Below are 18,433 nucleotides of genomic sequence, written 5' to 3'. Positions count from 1 at the left end.
TAGTTGGGCCGGTGATCGTCTGCCGGCCGGAGGGAAAGCGATGGGTAGGACACTCGCGGAGAAGGTCTGGGACGACCATGTCGTCCGGCGCGCCGAGGGCGAGCCCGACCTCCTCTTCATCGATCTGCACCTGCTGCACGAGGTGACCAGCCCGCAGGCCTTCGACGGCCTCCGCAAGAGCGGCCGCCGGGTGCGCCGCCTCGACCTCACCATCGCCACCGAGGACCACAACACCCCGACCCTCGACATCGACAAGCCCATCGCGGACCCGGTCTCCCGCGTCCAGCTGGAGACGCTGCGCAAGAACGCGGCCGAGTTCGGTGTGCGTCTGCACCCGCTGGGCGACGTCGAGCAGGGCGTCGTGCACGTCGTCGGCCCGCAGCTGGGGCTGACCCAGCCCGGCATGACCGTCGTCTGCGGCGACTCGCACACCTCCACCCACGGCGCCTTCGGCGGTCTGGCCTTCGGTATCGGCACCTCGCAGGTCGAGCACGTGCTGGCCACGCAGACGCTGCCGATGACCCGGCCCAAGACCATGGCGATCACCGTCGACGGCGAACTGCCCGACGGCGTCACCGCCAAGGACCTGATCCTGGCGATCATCGCGAAGATCGGCACCGGCGGCGGCCAGGGCTACGTCCTGGAGTACCGCGGCTCCGCCATCGAGAAGCTCTCGATGGAGGCCCGGATGACCATCTGCAACATGTCGATCGAGGCCGGCGCCCGCGCGGGCATGATCGCCCCCGACCAGACCACCTTCGACTACCTCGAGGGCCGCCCGCACGCCCCCAAGGGCGAGGACTGGGACGCGGCCGTCGCGTACTGGAAGACGCTGAAGACGGACGACGACGCCGAGTTCGACGCCGAGGTCGTCATCGACGCCGCCGCACTGTCGCCGTTCGTCACCTGGGGCACCAACCCCGGCCAGGGCGCGCCGCTTTCGGCGAACGTCCCCGACCCGGCTTCGTACGAAGACGCTTCGGAGCGCCTCGCCGCGGAAAAGGCCCTGGAGTACATGGGGTTGGAGGCCGGCCAGCCGCTGCGCGACATCAAGGTGGACACCGTCTTCGTAGGCTCCTGCACCAACGGGCGCATCGAGGACCTGCGGGCCGCCGCGGAGATCGTCAAGGACCGCAAAGTCGCCGACGGCGTACGGATGCTGGTCGTCCCCGGCTCCGCCCGGGTGGGCCTCCAGGCCGTCGCCGAGGGCCTGGACGTCGTCTTCAAGGAGGCCGGCGCCGAGTGGCGGCACGCGGGCTGCTCGATGTGCCTGGGCATGAACCCCGACCAGCTCGCGCCGGGTGAGCGCTCCGCGTCCACCTCCAACCGCAACTTCGAGGGCCGGCAGGGCAAGGGCGGTCGCACCCACCTGGTGTCGCCGCAGGTCGCGGCGGCCACCGCGGTCCTGGGCCACCTGGCCTCCCCGGCCGACCTGTCCGACGCCGAGACCCGTACGCCCGCTGGAGTCTGATCAGCCATGGAAGCATTCACCACGCACACCGGCCGGGCCGTCCCGCTGCGCCGTTCCAATGTCGACACCGACCAGATCATCCCTGCTCACTGGCTCAAGAAGGTGACCCGGGACGGTTTCGAGGACGGGCTGTTCGAGGCCTGGCGCAAGGACCCGGAGTTCATCCTCAACCGCCCCGAGCGGCAGGGGGCGACCGTCCTGGTCGCCGGCCCCGACTTCGGCACCGGCTCCTCCCGTGAGCACGCCGTCTGGGCGCTGCAGAACTACGGTTTCAAGACCGTCATCTCCTCCCGCTTCGCCGACATCTTCCGCGGCAACTCGCTGAAGAACGGCCTGCTCACGGTGGTCATCGAGCAGGAGATCGTGGACGCCCTCTGGGAGCTCACGGAGAAGGACCCCACGGCTGAGGTCACTGTGGACCTTGAGGCGCGTGAGGTGCGGGCCGAGGGCATCACCGCCTCCTTCGAGCTGGACGAGAACTCCCGCTGGCGGCTGCTGAACGGCCTGGACGACATCTCCATCACCCTCCAGAACGAGGACGACATCGCCGCCTACGAGGCTGGGCGCCCGTCGTTCAAGCCGCGCACGCTCCAGGTCTGACCCCCTGGGACAGGTCGACTTTCGGCCACCGCGACACCCCCCTCCGTACCCCCGATCGGTCCGATCGGGGGTACGGCTGTGTCCGCACCCTTTCGGCCCCCGAGTCCTCACCATTTCTCCCAACGCCCCACGTTGACAGGGCGGTTGGCCGGGTAAGCGCCCTCTGGCGACGTGGCCCGCGACGGTGTCCGGGCGGCGGCTCAAGGCGGCAGTTGCCCCCTGGGGGGGCGACAACTCGCCCCAGATGGCACAATCTGTGCATGGAACACGACGGCCAACTCGAGCTCTATACGGCAGTCGCGAACCGGCTCAAGGAAGCGCACTCACGGGTGCGCGCACTGCAAGTCCCGGAGGGCGTACGGATGGCGCTGACCCGGAAGCTGCTGGTCATTACGGCCGCGGCCAAGCACGATCTCGCCGATGCGACAAGGCGTCTGGAGCGGTTCATGGCGGACCTCGACGAAGGGCGAATGCCCGAAGAGGAGAGCTGATCGCCTCCGGAGCAGCCGAGTTCGTTGCGGCACAAGGGTGATTAGCCCGTTTCGTGTTTGATTTGCGGTATATATCTGCCTAACGTGCGAAAAAGCTTGAACACTTTCGTTCTGGCGATGTCTCCGAAGGGGAAGACGTGAACAAGGCGCAGCTCGTAGAAGCGATTGCCGACAAGCTGGGCGGCCGACAGCAGGCCGCCGACGCCGTCGACGCGGTCCTGGACGCGATCGTCCGCGCGACCGTCGCGGGGGAGAGGGTCTCGGTCACCGGTTTCGGTTCGTTCGAGAAGGTCGACCGCCCGGCGCGTTACGCACGCAACCCCCAGACGGGCGAGCGTGTCCGTGTCAAGAAGACGTCCGTACCGCGCTTCCGCGCAGGCCAGGGCTTCAAGGACCTGGTGAGCGGCTCCAAGAAGCTGCCGCGTGGTGGCGAGGTCTCCGTCAAGAAGGCCCCCAAGGGCAGCCTGACCGGCGGCGCGACCGCGACGGTCAAGAAGGCCGCCGCCAAGAAGGCCACCACCAAGACGGCCGCGGCGAAGAAGGCCGCCCCGGCGAAGAAGGCGGCGACGGCGAAGAAGACCACGGCCGCCGCCAAGAAGACGACCGCCAAGAAGGCGGCCACCAAGACGACGACACCCGCGGCGAAGAAGGCCTCCACCGCGAAGACCGCGGCCGCCGCCAAGAAGACCACGGCCAAGAAGGCCCCGGCGAAGAAGGCGACGGCCACCAAGGCCCCCGCCAAGAAGTCGACCGCCCGCAAGACCACCGCCAAGAAGACCACCGCGCGCTAGGCGCCGGAGGCCAGAGGCACCCACGCGCCGGGCCGGACTCCCTCTCGGAGTCCGGCCCGCGGCGTGTCCGGGGGCTGTTCCCCGGCCCGGTCACCGGCCCTGATCGCCGGTTCCGGCACCGTCGGCCCGGTCACCGGCCCTGATCGCCGGTTCCGGCACTGCGGGTTCCTGCCGGCGGTCCCCGTCGTCGGTTCCTGTCATCGGGCCCAGCCGCCGGGCTCTGTCGCCGGTTCGGATCACCGGTTCGGGCTCCGGCTCCGGTGACCGGCGCTGATCGCCGGTTCCGGCACTGCCGGTTCCTGCTGCCGGTCCATGTCACCGAGCTCCCTCACCGGTCCGGAGCACCGCTCCGGCCGCCGACTCCGGTCACCGCTCCGGCCGCCGACTCCGGCCGCCGACTCCGGTCACCGCTCCGGCCGCCGACTCCGGCCGCCGACTCCGGTCACCGACCCGGTCGCCGGCTCCGGTCGCCGGTTCCGGTCGCCGGTTCCGGTCACCGACCCGGTCGCTGGCTCCGGTCGCCGACTCCGGTCACCGACCCGGTCGCCGACTCCGGTCGCCGACTCCGGTCACCGACCCGGTCGCCGGCTCCGGTCGCCGGCTCCGGTCACCGACCCGGTCGCCGGCTCCGGTCGCCGGCTCCGGTCACCGACCCGGTCGCCGGCTCCGGTCGCCGGCTCCGGTCGCCGGCTCCTGCACCGCCGGTTCCTGTCGTCGGCGCCGCTCGGAAGGTCTGCCGCTCAGGAGGTCTGCCGCTCAGAAGGTCTGCAGGGTCACCAGGGTGATGCGCCGGGCGTCGCCCTCGCCCTCGGTCTCGATCCGCACCCGCTGCCCCGGCCGCAGCAGCCTGAGCCCGCCCGCGTCGAACGCCGGGGCGTCGAAGGGCACCGGGGTGCCGTCGTCCAGCAGCACCTGTCCACTGCGGGTGCCGGGGTCGTAGGTGTACGCGGTGGCCTGCATGGTCGGCAGCCTACTGCCCGGGGATCAGCAGGCGCGCGGCCGCTGCCGCCGTCCGCGGACCCACGCCCAGGGTCAGCGCCGCCCGCAGGTCCTCGCCGGTGTCCACGTCCTGGCGTACGGAATCCACCGCGTCGAGGCCGAGTTCCACGGCTTGGGAAGCGCGGTGACGGGCGCGGGAATCCGTGCCGAATGCCGGAAGCAATTCACGGCCTCGGGCCACCGCGAGAAGCGTCGTGCCGATCGCGGCCGCGTCGGGGAGAAAAGAGCGCGGGAATTGTGCGGCCGCCTCCAGGACGCGGGTCAATTCCCGGGGGCGAAGAGCCGGAAGATCGGCGTTCAGGGCGGCGAGCGCGCCGTCCGGGCGCTCACCGCGCACGACGGCCGCGGCGTGCGCCAGAGCGGCGTTGAGACCGGAGCGCGGCTCGTCGGGGACGATGCGGGCGCCCAGCGCCGCGAGTTCCCGAGCGGCCAGGACGTCGTCCGTGACGACCACCACATCCCGTACCGCCGGGCAGGCCAGGGCGGCCGCGACCGTGTCCTGGGCGAAGGCGAGGGCGAGCCCCGGGCGCAGCCCGTCGCCCGCGGTGTCCGCGAGCCTGCTCTTGGCCAGCGCCAACGGCTTCAGGGGTATGACCATGCTCCACAGCACCGGTGTACCGTCCCTCTCTCGTCGCCGCCATTGTCACCCGGCTCTTCAGGAGGTCCCTCGAACGGGGCGTACGGTGTTCTCGACAGACCGGCGGCCCGGGGCGACACTTGTGCGGCCCCCAGGGGCCGGAGGAAGTTCTAGAGGAAGGTGTCCGCGTGCCCCGCCGCAGAATCGGCTTCTGGTACCGCTTCGCTGCGGTCCTCTGCAAACCGCCGCTGGTGGTTCTGATCAAGCGGGACTGGCGAGGAATGGAGCACATTCCGGCCGAGGGCGGATTTATCACCGCGGTGAACCACAATTCACACGTCGACCCCTTCGCCTACGCGCACTACCAGTACAACACCGGTCGAGTACCGCGATTCCTGGCGAAGAGCGGGCTTTTCCGGCAGGGATTCGTCGGCGCCGCGATGCGGGGCACCGGGCAGATCCCCGTCTACCGCGAGAGCACCGACGCGCTCAGCGCCTTCCGGGCCGCGATCGACGCCGTGGAGCGCGGTGAGTGCGTCGCCTTCTACCCCGAGGGCACCCTCACCCGCGACCCCGACGGCTGGCCGATGACCGCCAAGACGGGGGCCGCACGCGTCGCCCTGCAGACCAAGTGCCCGGTGATCCCGATCGCGCAGTGGGGGGCCAACGAACTGCTCCCGCCCTACGCCAAGAAGCCGCACCTCCTGCCGCGCAAGACGCACCACGTCCTGGCGGGCCCGCCCGTGGACCTGGACCGCTTCTACGGTCAGGAGATGACTCCCGAGCTGCTGAAGGAGGCGACGGAGGTCATCATGGCCGCCATCACCGTCCTGCTGGAGGAGATCCGCGGCGAGAAGGCGCCCGCCACGCCCTACGACCCCCGTCGGGAGCGGATCGAGCAGCGGCGCCGTACGCAGACACAGACAGAGACAGGCCGGACGGCCGGCCGAGAAGGGGAGAACGGCACGTGAGCAAGCCCGTCAAGGCGGCCGTCTTCGGCACCGGATCCTGGGGCACCGCCTTCGGCATGGTCCTCGCCGACGCGGGCTGCGAGGTGACGCTCTGGGCGCGCCGCGCCGACCTCGTCGACGCGGTCAACTCCACCCGGACCAACCCCGACTACCTCCCCGGCGTCGAGCTGCCCGGGAACCTGCGGGCCACCTCCGACCCCGCCGAGGCCGCGCGCGACGCCGACTTCACCGTCCTCGCCGTCCCCTCCCAGACCCTGCGCACCAACCTCGCCGAGTGGCGCCCGCTGCTCGCCCCGGACACCGTCCTCGTCTCACTGATGAAGGGCGTCGAACTCGGCACGACCATGCGGATGAGCGAGGTCGTCGAGGACGTCGCCAAGGTGGGCCGGGACCGCGTCGCCGTCGTCACCGGTCCCAACCTCGCGCGGGAGATCGCCTCGCGGATGCCGGCCGCGGCCGTCGTCGCCTGCACCGACGAGGCCGTCGCCCAGCGCCTCCAGGCCGCCTGCCACACCAGCTACTTCCGCCCCTACACCAACACCGACGTGGTGGGCTGCGAGCTGGGCGGTGCCGTGAAGAACGTCATCGGGCTGGCCGTCGGGATCGCCGACGGCATGGGCCTCGGTGACAACGCCAAGGGCTCGCTGATCACCCGCGGCCTTGCCGAGACCACCCGCCTCGGCCTCGCGATGGGAGCCGACCCGCTCACCTTCTCCGGCCTCGCCGGCCTCGGGGACCTGGTGGCGACCTGCTCCTCGCCGCTGTCCCGCAACCACACCTTCGGCACCAACCTGGGCAAGGGCATGACCCTCCAGGAGACCATCGCGGTCACCCGCCAGACCGCCGAGGGCGTCAAGTCCTGCGAGTCGGTGCTGGATCTGGCCCGCCGGCACGGCGTCGACATGCCCATCACGGAGACGGTCGTCGGCATCGTCCACGAGGGCAAGCCTCCGGTGGTGGCGCTGGAGGAACTGATGTCGCGCAGCGCGAAGCCGGAACGACGCTGAGCGATCCCCTGAGTCGACGCTGTCTCCGGGCCCTACCACCGGGTACTCTCATCGCGATATGAGCACCGAGAACCTCCCCCAGAGCCCTGAGCAGCCGTCTCGCAAGCCGCGCGTGGCCGTCGTGTTCGGCGGTCGCAGCTCCGAACACGGGATCTCCGTGGTCACCGCCGGCGCCGTCCTCGCGGCCGTCGACCGGACCAAGTACGAGGTCCTGCCGATCGGCATCACCCAGGACGGCCGCTGGGCGCTCACCGCCGACGCGCCGGAGCGCATGGCGATCAGCGACCGCCGCACGCCGAGCGTCGAGGACCTGGCCGAGTCGCAGGAGGGCGGCGTGGTGCTCCCCGTCGACCCCGCGAACCGCGAAGTCGTCTACAGCGAGCCCGGATCGGTACCGAAGGCGCTCGGCGAGGTCGACGTCGTCTTCCCCGTGCTCCACGGCCCCTACGGCGAGGACGGCACCCTCCAGGGGCTGCTGGAGCTGTCCGGGATCCCGTACGTGGGTTCGGGCGTGCTCGCCTCGGCCGTCGGCCAGGACAAGGAGTACATGAAGCGGGTGTTCACCTCCTTCGGGCTGAAGGTGGGCCCGTACCTGGTGATCCGGCCGCGCGAGTGGCAGCGGGACGAGTCCGCCGCCCGCAAGAAGATCATCGACTTCGCCGGCGAGCACGGCTGGCCGCTCTTCGTGAAGCCCGCGCGCGCGGGCTCCTCCATCGGCATCACCAAGGTCGACGACCTGTCGGGTCTCGACGAGGCGATCGCCGAGGCGCAGCACCACGACCCGAAGATCCTCGTCGAGGCGGCGCTGCGGGGCCGCGAGATCGAGTGCGGTGTGCTGGAGTTCGAGGACGGGCCGCGGGCCTCCGTCCCGGCCGAGATCCCGCCGCCGGACGCGCACGCCTACTACGACTTCGAGGCCAAGTACATCGACTCCACCCCCGGCATCGTCCCGGCGCCGCTGACGCCCGAGGAGACCGCCGAGGTGCGCCGGCTCGCGGTGGACGCCTTCGAGGCGGCCTCCTGCGAGGGGCTGGTCCGGGCGGACTTCTTCCTCACCGAGGACGGGGAGTTCGTGATCAACGAGATCAACACCATGCCGGGCTTCACGCCGATCTCCATGTACCCGCAGATGTGGCAGGCGACCGGCGTCGACTACCCGGAGCTGGTGGACCGGCTGGTGCAGTCGGCCCTGCGCAGGCCGACGGGCCTGCGCTGATCCGGCTCCCGCCGGTACGACCTAGTCGGCGATCCCTTCGGGGATCGCCTTCTTGACGGGGGCGGCCAGGTCGACGAGCGGTGCCATGCCGTTCCCCGTGCGGTCCTCGGGGATCGTGACCTCGACGTACGCCCTGCGCAGCGTCGTGGTGAAGCGGAACGAGCCGTTCTCCTGCTTCTCCAGCAGCCAGCCGACCCCGTCCACCTCGACCCCGTCGGCCTGCTCGTCGCTCATCTCGGCGGGCCGTTCGACACCGCAGCGCAGTATGATCGCCGGGTTCCCCCAGCCCGCGGTCAGCGGGGACGTGGGTGAGGGATCCCGTCGGCCGAGGTCGTCCACCTCGGACGGCAGCGCCTTGTCCAGGTTCCGGCACAGTTCGGTGACCGGGGCCGAGGGGCTGGGAACCGCCGCCGACGCGTCACCGTCTGCTGAGGAGCAGCCCACCGCAGCGAGCAGGAGGGCGAGCGACGGCGCAACGACCGGCCGGTGGCGGAGAAGGTTCACCGGCCCAGGGTAGACGGGGGCTACAGATGCACGACCGGGCAGGTCAGGGTACGGGTGATGCCGTCCACCTGCTGGACCTTGGCGACCACCATGCGGCCGAGGTCATCGACCGTGTCGGCCTGGGCCCGCACGATCACGTCGTAGGGACCCGTCACGTCCTCGGCCTGGACGACCCCGGGGATCTTGCTGATCGTCTCGGCGACGGTCGACGCCTTGCCGACCTCCGTCTGGATCAGGATGTACGCCTGTACCACGGAACCTCCAGGGCGGCCACGAGGATCATGTGGGGAAAAGGAACGCCACGGTATCGCGTCGCCGCTCGCCGCGGGGAGACCTGCGGGGACCACGGATCGCGCGCCGGGGTGCGGGCAGGACAGAAGTTGACGGCCTTCTCGACCGTATCCAGGACACTGGTGACGCGCGACCGGGCACGGACAGGGACAGAAGGGGAGCCAGGACGATGAAGGGCACGGTCGGTGAGCTCGGGGAGTTCGGGCTCATCAGGGAGCTCACCTCCCGTCTCACCACCACCCCGGCGGTCCGGGTCGGCCCCGGCGACGACGCCGCGGTGGTCGCCGCACCCGACCGACGGGTCGTGGCCACTACCGACATCCTGGTGGAGGGCCGGCACTTCCGCCGCGACTGGTCCACCGCCTACGACGTCGGCCGCAAGGCCGCCGCGCAGAACCTCGCCGACATCGCCGCGATGGGCGCGGTGCCGACCGCCGTGCTGCTCGGCCTCGTCGTGCCCGCCGAACTGCCGGTGACCTGGCCGACCGAACTGATGGACGGCCTGCGGGACGAGTGCCAGGTCGCCGGGGCCGCGGTCGTCGGCGGTGACGTCGTCCGCGGCGACACCATCATGGTGTCGATCACCGCGCTCGGCGACCTGCGCAACCAGGAGCCGATCACCCGGGCCGGCGCCCAGCCCGGCGACCTGGTGGCGGTCACCGGCTGGCTGGGCTGGTCCGCCGCCGGGTACGCGGTCCTCTCCCGCGGTTTCCGCTCGCCGCGCGCCTTCGTCGAGGCCCACCGCCGTCCCGAACCCCCGTACCACGCGGGTCCGGCGGCCGCCGCGCTCGGCGCGACGGCCATGTGCGACGTGAGCGACGGGCTGATCGCCGACCTCGGGCACATCGCCGAGGCGAGCAAGGTCCGTATCGACATCCGGTCCGGCGCGATCGACATCCCCACGCAGATGAACGACATCGGCCAGGCCGTCGGTGTCGATCCCCTCCAGTGGGTGCTGACCGGGGGAGAGGACCACGCGATCGTGGCGACCTTCCCGCCGGACGTGAAGCTGCCGGCCCGCTGGAAGGTGATCGGCGAGGTCCTCAACCCCTCCGCGCTGCCCCAGGTGACGGTCGACGGGGCACCCTGGACCAGCAAGGGCGGCTGGGACCACTTCGGGAGCATAGAGTCATGAGCGTCCTTCCCCGTGTGCTGACCGTCGCCGGCTCCGACTCCGGTGGGGGCGCGGGCATCCAGGCGGACCTGAAGACCATGCTGGCGCTCGGCGTGCACGGCATGAGCGTGGTCACCGCCGTCACCGCCCAGAACTCCCTCGGCGTGCAGGGTGCCTGGGAACTGCCCGCCGAGGCGGTGCGGGCCCAGTACCGCAGCGTCGTCGACGACATCGGCGTCCAGGCCGTGAAGACCGGGATGCTCGCCTCCGCCGAACTCGTCGAGACGGTGGCAGAGTTGCTCGCCGGTACGGACGCGCCGGCCGTCGTCGACCCGGTGGGCGTCTCCAAGCACGGCGACCCGCTGCTGGCGGCCTCGGCGCTGGACTCCGTCCGCACGAAGCTGCTGCCGGTCGCGACCGTCGCCACCCCGAACCTCGATGAGGTGGCGCAGCTCACGGGCGTGCGGGTCGCCTCGGAGCGGGAACTGCCCGAGGCCGCGGCCGCCGTACTGGCGTACGGGCCGCGATGGGTGCTGATCAAGGGCGGTCATCTCTCCGGTGACGCCGTCGACCTGCTCACCGACGGCTCCGAGGAGCACTGGCTGCGCGCCCCCCGGCACGACAACCGGCACACCCACGGCACCGGCTGCACCCTGGCGTCGGCGATCGCGTCGCAGCTGGCGCGGGGGCGGACCGTGCCGGAGGCGGTGACGGCGGCCAAGCGGTACGTCACCGGGGCGATCGCGGCGGGGTTCGCGCTGGGCGGGGGCATCGGGCCGGTGAACCACGGCTGGGAGCTCACCCGGCGGACGGGGACGCCCGGGGCCTGAGTGCCGTCGGGGAGCCCGTCGTTGCGGACAGCATGCCGTCGGGTACGGAACGCCGTCAGCTACGGAGCGTCGTAAGGGGCAGAACGTTGTCAGGTAGAGAACGCCGTCAGGTACAGCAGAAAGCCGGTCCACTCGAGGTGGACCGGCTTTGTGCAGCGAACCGGCAGTGGCCGCGCGCTCAGCTGAGCGTCAGCGCGAGACCTTGCCGGCCTTGATGCACGAGGTGCAAGCGTTCACGCGCTTCGGCGTCCCGCCCACCACGGTACGCACACGCTGGATGTTCGGGTTCCAGCGACGGGACGTACGGCGGTGCGAGTGCGAGATGTTGTTGCCGAAGCCCGGCCCCTTGCCGCAGACGTCGCAGTTGGCAGCCACGGGTCACTCCAAAGACTTCAGATGCACTTACGGTTGATCCCGGCATGCCGGGATCGAGATCGAAGGGATCAGAGATCTGAGTGGCGCTGCCAGGGGGAGAGCCCGATCAGGATCGGGCAACCGGAGCAGCATACAACGACTGCGCCAGTGCAACGAAACTATCATGGCTGCCCATGGGTCGGTGCCCGGCCCTCTTCCGGTGGACACCCGCCCACGGTCTACGCTGCGTCCCAGTCCAGCAGCTCAAGGAGGCGCAGGTGCCGCAGGTGCCGCAGGTGCCGCAGACATTCGATGCTCTCGCGGTGCGCACCTGGTGCGGTCTGGCGCTGCGCGCGCTGGGACGGGACCGCGAGGAGATCGACGCGATCAACGTCTATCCCGTCGCGGACGGGGACACCGGCACCAACCTGTACCTGACCGTCGAGTCGGCGGTGACCGCCGTCGAGGCCGTGTTCGCCGGGTACGAGGCCGGCTCGGCGGCCGCAGGGAAGCCCTCCCTCGCCGACGCCGTCCGCGCGATGGCGCACGGCGCGCTCATAGGCGCGCGCGGGAACTCCGGGACGATCCTCGCGCAGCTGCTGCGCGGCATGGCCCAGGTGCTCGCCGCGGGTGAGCCCCCTCACACGGACGCGGCGGGACTTCGGCTGGCCCTGCGGCACGCCTCCGACTCCGCCCGGCAGGCCGTGGCCCACCCGGTCGAGGGCACCGTCCTGTCGGTGGCCTCGGCCGCCGCCGACGCGGCGGGCGGGACCGGGGGAGACTGCGGGACGGTGGCCAGGGCGGCCCACCAGGGGGCGTGCGCGGCGCTCGCCGCGACCCCGGGCCAGCTGGCCGTCCTGGAGCGTGCCGGGGTCGTCGACGCGGGCGGGCGGGGGCTGGTGACGGTGCTCTCGGCGCTGGTGGAGACGCTGACCGGGGAGCGGCCGGGCAACTTCGTCCTGTCCACCGCAACCGCCACCTCCTCCTCCACCACCGCAACCGCCACCGCAACCGCCGTCACCGCCACTGTGGGACCCGCCGGGCACGCGCGCGTGGTGCCCGGGGAGGCGCGGCCCGCCGGGGGCGACGGCTGCGCGGAGACCGCAGGGGGCGACGGCCCCGCCTTCGAGGTCATCTACCTCCTGGAGGCGCCCGACGCGGCCGTGGACCGATTGCGGGAACGGCTCGACGCGCTCGGGGACTCGCTCGTCGTGGTCGGCGGCGACGGACTGTGGAACGTCCACGTGCACGTCGACGACGCGGGCGCCGCCGTGGAGGCGGGTGTCGAGGCAGGCCGGCCCCACCGCATCCGCATCACGCACTTCGGCGTGGGCGACGCGCACACCCGCGGAGGCGACCGCCCGGACCGGGGCCGGGCCGAGCGGGCGGTCGTCGCCGTCGTCCCCGGCGAGGGCCTGGCCGGGCTGTACGCCGAGGCCGGCGCGACCACGGTCCTCGCCCGGCCCGGAGAGCCCCCCGCGAGCGGTGAACTCGTCGAGGCCGTACGACGCGCCCACGCGCGCGAGGTCGTCCTGCTGCCCAACGACCCCGACCTGCGCCACACCGCGGCCGCCGCGGCCGAGCAGGTCCGCTCGGAGGGCGTCCGGGTGGCCCTCATCCCGACCCGGTCCGCGGTCCAGGGGATCGCCGCGCTCGCCGTGCACGAGCCGGACCGCCGGTTCGACGAGGACGTCGTGTCGATGACCTCGGCGGCCGGCGCCACCCGCCACGCCGAGGTCGCCGTCGCCGAGCGCCAGTCCTGGACCATGGCCGGCATCTGCCAGGCCGGTGACGTCCTCGGGCTCATCGACGGTGACGTGGCCGTCATCGGCGCCGACGTCACCGCCACCGCCGAGACCGTCCTGGACCGCATGCTGGCCGCGGGCGGGGAGCTCGTCACCCTGGTGCTCGGCGACGAGGCCCCCGAGGGCATCGCCGAGCACCTGCGCACCCGGGTGCGGGAGAGGTACCTCGCCGTCGACACGGTGGTGTACCGCGGCGGACGGCAGGGCGCGCTCCTGCTGATCGGCGTGGAGTAGCGACGGCCCGTCCCGGCGGCCCGTTCCGACGGCCTGTTCCGGCGGCCCGTCCTGGCGGCCTGTTCCGGCGGCCCGTCCTGGCGGCCTGTTCCGGCGGCCCGTCCTGGCGGCCTGTTCCGGCGGCCCTGTTCCGACGTTCCGGCGCCCCCGCCCCACCGGTCCGCTCAGCCCGTCGCCTGCTCCTCCACCACCTGGAGCAACTGCTCCGCCTCCGCCCGCCGCGCCCGTACGGTCTCGTCGGCCCCGCCGTCGGCGTCCGCGGCGTCCGCGGCGTCCGCGTACGCCCGGAGCACCGCACGCGCGCGTTCCGCCGCCTGTGCCGGACGGCCCAGGTCGGTCTCCAGCCAGCCCGCGGCCAGCTCGGCGCCGGTGCGGGCGTGCGGCGGGGTGCCGTCGTCCAGGGAGACGAACACCGCGACCGCCTGCGCCATCTGCTCCAGGGCCTCCTCCAGCGTGGCCCGGATGGAGTCGTCGTCGGCGTCCTCCGCCGCCGAGCGGGCCAGCAGGTCCCCGAACTGGCGGTGCGTGTGACCGAGTTCGCCGACGAGCCGCAGGCGGGCCTCCTCGGCCTCCGTCCCGCCCAACGCGTCCGCGCACTCCTCGACGGCGGCCGTCATCAGCGCCCGCGCCGCGTCCGGACCGTCCTCCGTGCGCAGCGCCAGCCACGCGCGGGCGCGCAGCGAGCGGACCAGGCCGTGGACGTTGCCGAGGGAACGCCACAGCTCGCCCGCGCGCGCGTAGGCCCGGTCCGCGTCGGCGGGCAGGCCCGCCTGGCCGAGGGACTCGGCGGCCAGGTGCGCCAGGGTGGCGTGGTCGTGCTGCTCGGGCCAGTGCCGGGCGGTCTCGGCGGCCTGGAGCCGGCGTTCGGCGGCGGCCCGGTGCTCGCCGAGCTCGCTCAGACAGTCACCGAGCCACCACTGCGTCTGGACGACGACCCCGTCGCCGTGCGTGTCGGCCCGCAGATCGGCCAGCGCCGACTCCAGCACCTCGGCCGCCTCCGCCCAGCGGCCCTGCCGCACCAGCAGCCCGCCCAACTGGTGCCGCGCCCACGCGCCGAGCGTCGGGCCCTCGCCCGCCGCGTCGGCCCAGTGCGCCGCCTCCAGCGCGTGCTCCGCGGCCTCCCCGCCCCGCCCCCGGCCGCAGACGACCTCGGCGAGCTGGAGGTGCAGCTGGGCCCGCCCTACCGGCTCCAGATGGGTGCCGCCGTGCTCCAGGGCGGCCCGCAGCGCCCGCTCCGCCTCCACCAGGTCGCCCAGCTGGTGCGCGAGCCCGGCCAGCCGGGCCTCGTACTCCACGGCGAACCACGGCAGCCCCGCCGCGACGAACTCCGCCGCGGCCCCGGCGAACAGCTCCGCGCCCCGCTCGGCGTCCCCCGAGCGCGCCGCCAGCTCCGCGAGCATCGCGTGCCCCTCGGCGACCCGCGCGGCGAGCCGTACGTCGTCCCCGGCCCGTCCCTCGACGAGCGCCAGCACCTCCCGTACGGCTGCCTCGGCCTCCGTCCGCACCCGCTGCGGCAGGGGCCCCTCGGTCTCCTGGACGCGGCGCATCAGGATCCGGGCACGGCCCATGAGGACGCCCGCCGCCTGCGGTATCCCCGTGCCGCCCTCGGCGTACAGCGCGAGGACCCGGTCGTAGGGCCCGGCGACCGCCGCGACCGCCCCGTCGACGTCCCCGGCGAGCGCCCGGACGTACGCGGCACGCGCGTGTGCCGCCAGGGCCTCCCCGGGGTCGCCCGCCTCCTCGTACAGCTCCGCCGCCCGCTCGAACGCTTCGGCGCCCTGCGGGCCGAGCCCCATCGCCTCGTGGTCGGCGATCTCCGCGCGGTCGCGTGCGTCCAGCTCCGCCCCCTTGGCGGCGCGCGCCACCGCCGCCCACGCCTCCACGGCGTGCGGCAGCAGGCCGTCCGACAACCGCCGCGCCTCGGCGAGCAGACCGGGCAGACCGGGCAGACCGGGCGGGCTGGACGGGCTGGACGGGCCGGATTCCTCGGCGGGGCCGGCCGCAGGCTCCGCGCCGGCCGGGGCCCCGGGGCCGGCCGCCGTCGCCGGGCGCACCGCCCGCACCCCCAGCGGCAGCCGCTGGGCCAGCGGCCGCTGCGCCATCCGCGCGCGGGCCCGCTCACTCACGTACGACGTGCCGTTGCGGTCGTCGAAGCGCGCGGCCAGCGCCAGGGCCTCCCCGCGCGCGTGGGCGGCGAGAGCGCTCGCGGTCCACGTCCGCCCGGCCGGCCCGGGCACCCGCTGGTCCCCGAGACCGAGACCGCACAGCCGCTCCATGAGCAGTGCGACCACGCTCAGGAACTCCAGCCTGCTGCGCGGATGCCCGTCGTCCGTGAAGTACGCGGGCCGCTCCGCCAGCAGCTCCAGGCCCCGCGCCTCGTTGCCGGTCAGCGCACAGAACTCCACGTGGTCGGCGTACGCGCCGCGCATGCTTTCCATGGTCCGCACCAGCCGGAAGCCCCGCAGATGGTGGGCGCGCGCCTCCTCCAGCCGGCCCAGCCGCAACAGCGGCACCAGGGACGACGCGAGCACGGTGTGCGGCTCGTGCGCGCAGCTGTAGACGCCCTCCAGGACCGGCGCCCACAGCTGGAGGGCCTCCGCGTCCCGGCCACGCTCCGCCTGCCACCAGCCCTGGCCGTGCAGCTCGCACGCGTGGCAGTCGGCCATGGTGTCGCGGTCCGCGGCCAGCCAGGCGGCGAACGCCCGCTCGGCCCGCTCGACGTCCCCCACGTGCGCGGCCACGCTGAACTCGGCGCCGCGGACCGCCCGCTCCGAGTGCCCGGCGAGCCGGTAGCGGTGCTCCATCTCGCCCAGCCACTTCTCCACGGACGCCAGCGGGACGTGCGGCTGGTCGAGCATGCCGGCCGACACCCACTTGAAGACCCAGTGCAGCGAGTGCGTCTCGTACTCGTCGAAGTCCTCCGGCCGCTCGTCCCACATGCGCAGCAGCCGCGCGAACGGGACGAACATCCTGTCCTTCTCGGAGCTGTAGTTGTAGACCTTCAGCTGGTGCCCGAGCGCCTCGATCACGGCGAGCGGGATGTTCAGCCTCTCGGCCTCCCCGAGCAGCTGTTCCGCGCGCGCGTTGCGGGCCGGACCCTCGGGCTGCTCGGAGTTCTCCGCCATCGCCCGGCGGAGCGCGTCGAAGTCCGTGATCCCCGTCATCAGTGACCGTCCTCCCCTTGTGCGGAGCCCCCCGGTGCGGAGCCCCCGTGCGTGGCCCACTCCAGAAGGCCGATGAACGCGCGGTTCAGGAGCGCGGAGTCGGCCGGCCGGAGCGGCCGCTGCGCCATCAGCAGCGCCTGTCCGTACAGCGACTCCGTCGCGGTGCCGATCAGCTCCGCGTCGCGCAGGGAACTGATCCGGCGGATCAGCGGGTTGAGGTGGTTGAGCACCAGACGCGCGCGCGGGGCGCTGCCGCGCAGCGACCCCAGGATGCCCGCCCACAGGTCGTCGGCCCCGGCCTCCGCCTCCGCCCGCGCCTGCTCGTGCCGGGCTGCCCGGTCGTCCAGGTGCAGCGCCGGCACGGACAGGGGGTGGAAGGCGCGCAGGACGACGTCGCAACCCAGCGGGTCGAGCCGCGCCCGCGCGGCCGCCAGGAAGCCGGAGAGCGCCAGCTCCTCCGCCGGGTCCACGGCGTCCAGGTGCGCGGTCACCGTGTCCGCGTCCAGCTCGGCGACCACGGTCCCCGGCCGCACCGACGGCAGCGCCTCGACCAGCTCGCTGTCGTAGGTGTAACCGCCGTTGACCACCCCGACGCCCTGCGCCGACGCGATCGGCGCGACCTGGCGGTACTCCTCCACGGTCCGGGTGAAGTGCATCACCGGGTGCCGCTGCGCGAACTCCTCCAGCGACAGCCGCCCGTCGGTCGTCTCGAACGGCAGCCACGGCAGCATCGTGCGCAGCATCTCCGCGTCGTGCCGCGCCAGGGACTTCACCCCCAGGTGGTGCACGGCCAGGAAGGCCGCGAGCCGCTCCGGATCACCGGCGGCCAGGCCCGTCAGCCAGGACCTGATCCGCTCCCCCAGCGCCTCCCGCACGGCCGCCAGCGTCTCGTCCTCGTACAGGGACTCGCGCGAGGCCGTGGGCCGCAGACTGTCGGTGTCCAGCACGCAGCGCACGAAGAACGCCCAGTCGGGCAGCAGCTGTTCGGCCCGCTCGGTCAGCAGCATGCCCTTCAGGTGCACGCGGTGGCCCGCCCGCTGCGCCGGGCTGACCGCGGCCGGCAGCACGTACGCCACCCCGCGGATCCCCGCCAGCGGCACGTTCAGCTCGATCGAGTCCAGCGGTGCGAAACCGAACAGCTCGTGGCAGTGCCGGGCCAGCGCCGCCCGCCGGCCGGCCGGAGAGGGGTACGGCCGGTCCCAGGGCGCCGGCAGGTCGGTGACCGCCTCGTCGCCCACCCGGACGTCGTACGGCAGCAGCGAGCCGAAGTCCCGGGCCAGTTGCAGGACCCGCCGCTCGGTGAGCCACTCCCCGGCACCCGCCCGCGCCACCAGGTGCACGGTGGTGCCCGGCTCGGGACGCTCCTCGTCGGGCAGCGTCCGCACGGTGTACGAACCGTCGTCCCGGGCCGTCCACTCCACCGGCGGCGCGTCCGGCGTGCGCGCGCTGCGGCTGACCACCCGGATCCGCTCGGCGACCACGAAACACGCCAGGAGTCCGATGCCGAACTGCCCGAGGAAGTCGGAGCGGGCCTCCTGCACCCCCTCGGCCCGCTTGGAGCTGCGCCCGATGGTCGCCAGCAGGCTGTGCACGTCGGCCTCGGTGAGACCGACACCGGAGTCCTCCACCCGCAGCCGGTCACCCGACGCGAACAGCCGCACCCGCGCCGGCGCGCCGGGCTCCCCCGCCCGCCGGGCGGTGATCGCGTCCACGGCGTTCTGGAGCAGTTCGCGCAGGTAGACCCTGGGACTGGAGTAGAGGTGATGGGAGAGCAGGTCCACCAGACCACGCAGGTCGACCTGGAAGGTATGAGGAGACGGTGATGCCTGGGATGACTGTGAGGTCTGGGAGTCCATCGCGTCAGCGCCGCGAGGTGGGGGAGGGTCGACGGCGCGGGGTCGGGCGGTCCCTGTGGGGCGGTGACCGCGGGGGATGGCCGGAGCGCGCCATCCTAGAGCCCCAACGAGCCGTCTGACCAGGGGTTTCAAGCCACGTATACGGCAATGTCAGTGGT

17 protein-coding genes are annotated in these 18,433 nt (G+C 72.9%); 10 read left to right on the top strand and 7 right to left on the bottom strand.

Features of this window, described 5'->3' with window-relative positions; all coding sequences use genetic code 11:
• Positions 1-40 precede the first annotated feature (40 nt).
• From leuC to ACIP67_RS14840, 4 genes are all read left to right on the top strand, one after another.
• Positions 41-1,471, top strand: coding sequence for a 3-isopropylmalate dehydratase large subunit (gene leuC / locus ACIP67_RS14855; protein ID WP_401691868.1), 1,431 nt, complete (start codon positions 41-43; stop codon positions 1,469-1,471).
• Between the two features lie 6 nt (positions 1,472-1,477).
• Positions 1,478-2,071: a 3-isopropylmalate dehydratase small subunit gene (gene leuD / locus ACIP67_RS14850; RefSeq protein ID WP_401691866.1), complete on the top strand. Its 594-nt coding sequence runs from the start codon at positions 1,478-1,480 to the stop codon at positions 2,069-2,071.
• A 260-nt stretch (positions 2,072-2,331) separates the two neighbouring features.
• Positions 2,332-2,562 carry a hypothetical protein gene (locus ACIP67_RS14845; protein ID WP_401691864.1) on the top strand — a complete coding sequence of 77 codons (231 nt, stop codon included), beginning with the start codon at positions 2,332-2,334 and terminating at the stop codon, positions 2,560-2,562.
• A gap of 137 nt (positions 2,563-2,699) precedes the next feature.
• A complete protein-coding gene (locus tag ACIP67_RS14840) occupies positions 2,700-3,353 on the top strand; it encodes an HU family DNA-binding protein (RefSeq protein ID WP_401691862.1) in 654 nt (217 codons plus the stop codon).
• 756 nt (positions 3,354-4,109) lie between these two features.
• On the opposite strand, the gene ACIP67_RS14835 is transcribed toward ACIP67_RS14840, so the two are convergent.
• The gene (locus ACIP67_RS14835) at positions 4,110-4,313 is read right to left on the bottom strand and encodes a hypothetical protein (protein WP_389520321.1); all 204 of its coding nucleotides are present in this window, start codon (positions 4,311-4,313) and stop codon (positions 4,110-4,112) included.
• A 10-nt stretch (positions 4,314-4,323) separates the two neighbouring features.
• A complete protein-coding gene (gene cofC / locus ACIP67_RS14830; protein ID WP_401691860.1) occupies positions 4,324-4,962 on the bottom strand; it encodes a 2-phospho-L-lactate guanylyltransferase in 639 nt (212 codons plus the stop codon).
• A 155-nt stretch (positions 4,963-5,117) separates the two neighbouring features.
• Here cofC and ACIP67_RS14825 point away from each other — a divergent pair, with 155 nt between their 5' ends.
• From ACIP67_RS14825 to ACIP67_RS14815, 3 genes are read left to right on the top strand one after another with little or no spacing between them, the layout of a single operon-like run.
• Complete coding sequence (locus ACIP67_RS14825; protein WP_401691858.1) at positions 5,118-5,900, top strand: lysophospholipid acyltransferase family protein; 783 nt, start codon at positions 5,118-5,120, stop codon at positions 5,898-5,900.
• A complete protein-coding gene (locus ACIP67_RS14820) occupies positions 5,897-6,907 on the top strand; it encodes an NAD(P)H-dependent glycerol-3-phosphate dehydrogenase (RefSeq protein ID WP_401691856.1) in 1,011 nt (336 codons plus the stop codon). The genes ACIP67_RS14825 and ACIP67_RS14820 overlap by 4 nt, the downstream gene beginning before the upstream one ends.
• 58 nt (positions 6,908-6,965) lie before the next feature.
• Positions 6,966-8,123 (top strand): D-alanine--D-alanine ligase family protein, encoded by a 1,158-nt coding sequence (locus ACIP67_RS14815; protein ID WP_401691853.1) that lies wholly within the window; start codon positions 6,966-6,968, stop codon positions 8,121-8,123.
• Positions 8,124-8,144: 21 nt separating this feature from the next.
• On the opposite strand, the gene ACIP67_RS14810 is transcribed toward ACIP67_RS14815, so the two are convergent.
• Together ACIP67_RS14810 and ACIP67_RS14805 are read right to left on the bottom strand one after the other, a co-directional pair.
• Positions 8,145-8,627, bottom strand: a complete 483-nt coding sequence (locus ACIP67_RS14810; RefSeq protein WP_401691851.1) for a DUF3515 domain-containing protein — start codon at positions 8,625-8,627, stop codon at positions 8,145-8,147.
• 20 nt (positions 8,628-8,647) lie between these two features.
• Positions 8,648-8,881, bottom strand: coding sequence for an Lrp/AsnC family transcriptional regulator (locus ACIP67_RS14805; RefSeq protein ID WP_037677600.1), 234 nt, complete (start codon positions 8,879-8,881; stop codon positions 8,648-8,650).
• Positions 8,882-9,087: 206 nt separating this feature from the next.
• Here ACIP67_RS14805 and ACIP67_RS14800 point away from each other — a divergent pair, with 206 nt between their 5' ends.
• Positions 9,088-10,053 (top strand): thiamine-phosphate kinase, encoded by a 966-nt coding sequence (locus ACIP67_RS14800; protein WP_401691849.1) that lies wholly within the window; start codon positions 9,088-9,090, stop codon positions 10,051-10,053.
• Positions 10,050-10,862, top strand: a complete 813-nt coding sequence (gene thiD, locus ACIP67_RS14795; protein WP_401691847.1) for a bifunctional hydroxymethylpyrimidine kinase/phosphomethylpyrimidine kinase — start codon at positions 10,050-10,052, stop codon at positions 10,860-10,862. The genes ACIP67_RS14800 and thiD overlap by 4 nt, the downstream gene beginning before the upstream one ends.
• 189 nt (positions 10,863-11,051) lie before the next feature.
• On the opposite strand, the gene rpmB is transcribed toward thiD, so the two are convergent.
• A complete protein-coding gene (gene rpmB, locus ACIP67_RS14790) occupies positions 11,052-11,237 on the bottom strand; it encodes a 50S ribosomal protein L28 (protein ID WP_003993230.1) in 186 nt (61 codons plus the stop codon).
• Between the two features lie 266 nt (positions 11,238-11,503).
• On the opposite strand from rpmB, the gene ACIP67_RS14785 reads away from it, so the two are divergent.
• Entirely contained in the window at positions 11,504-13,255 is a 1,752-nt protein-coding gene (locus ACIP67_RS14785; RefSeq protein WP_401692140.1) for a DAK2 domain-containing protein, read from the top strand.
• A 164-nt stretch (positions 13,256-13,419) separates the two neighbouring features.
• Here ACIP67_RS14785 and ACIP67_RS14780 read toward each other — a convergent pair whose 3' ends face one another.
• Together ACIP67_RS14780 and ACIP67_RS14775 are read right to left on the bottom strand one after the other, a co-directional pair.
• Positions 13,420-16,419 (bottom strand): tetratricopeptide repeat protein, encoded by a 3,000-nt coding sequence (locus ACIP67_RS14780; RefSeq protein ID WP_401691845.1) that lies wholly within the window; start codon positions 16,417-16,419, stop codon positions 13,420-13,422.
• Complete coding sequence (locus ACIP67_RS14775) at positions 16,419-18,275, bottom strand: HSP90 family protein (protein WP_401691843.1); 1,857 nt, start codon at positions 18,273-18,275, stop codon at positions 16,419-16,421. The genes ACIP67_RS14780 and ACIP67_RS14775 overlap by 1 nt, the downstream gene beginning before the upstream one ends.
• Between the last annotated feature and the right edge of the window lie 158 nt (positions 18,276-18,433).

This window comes from Streptomyces sp. NPDC088812 (assembly GCF_044750285.1).
GTDB lineage: Bacteria > Actinomycetota > Actinomycetes > Streptomycetales > Streptomycetaceae > Streptomyces.
Note: the sequence above shows the minus strand (reverse complement) of the source record. Positions and strands in the feature narration are given on the sequence as shown.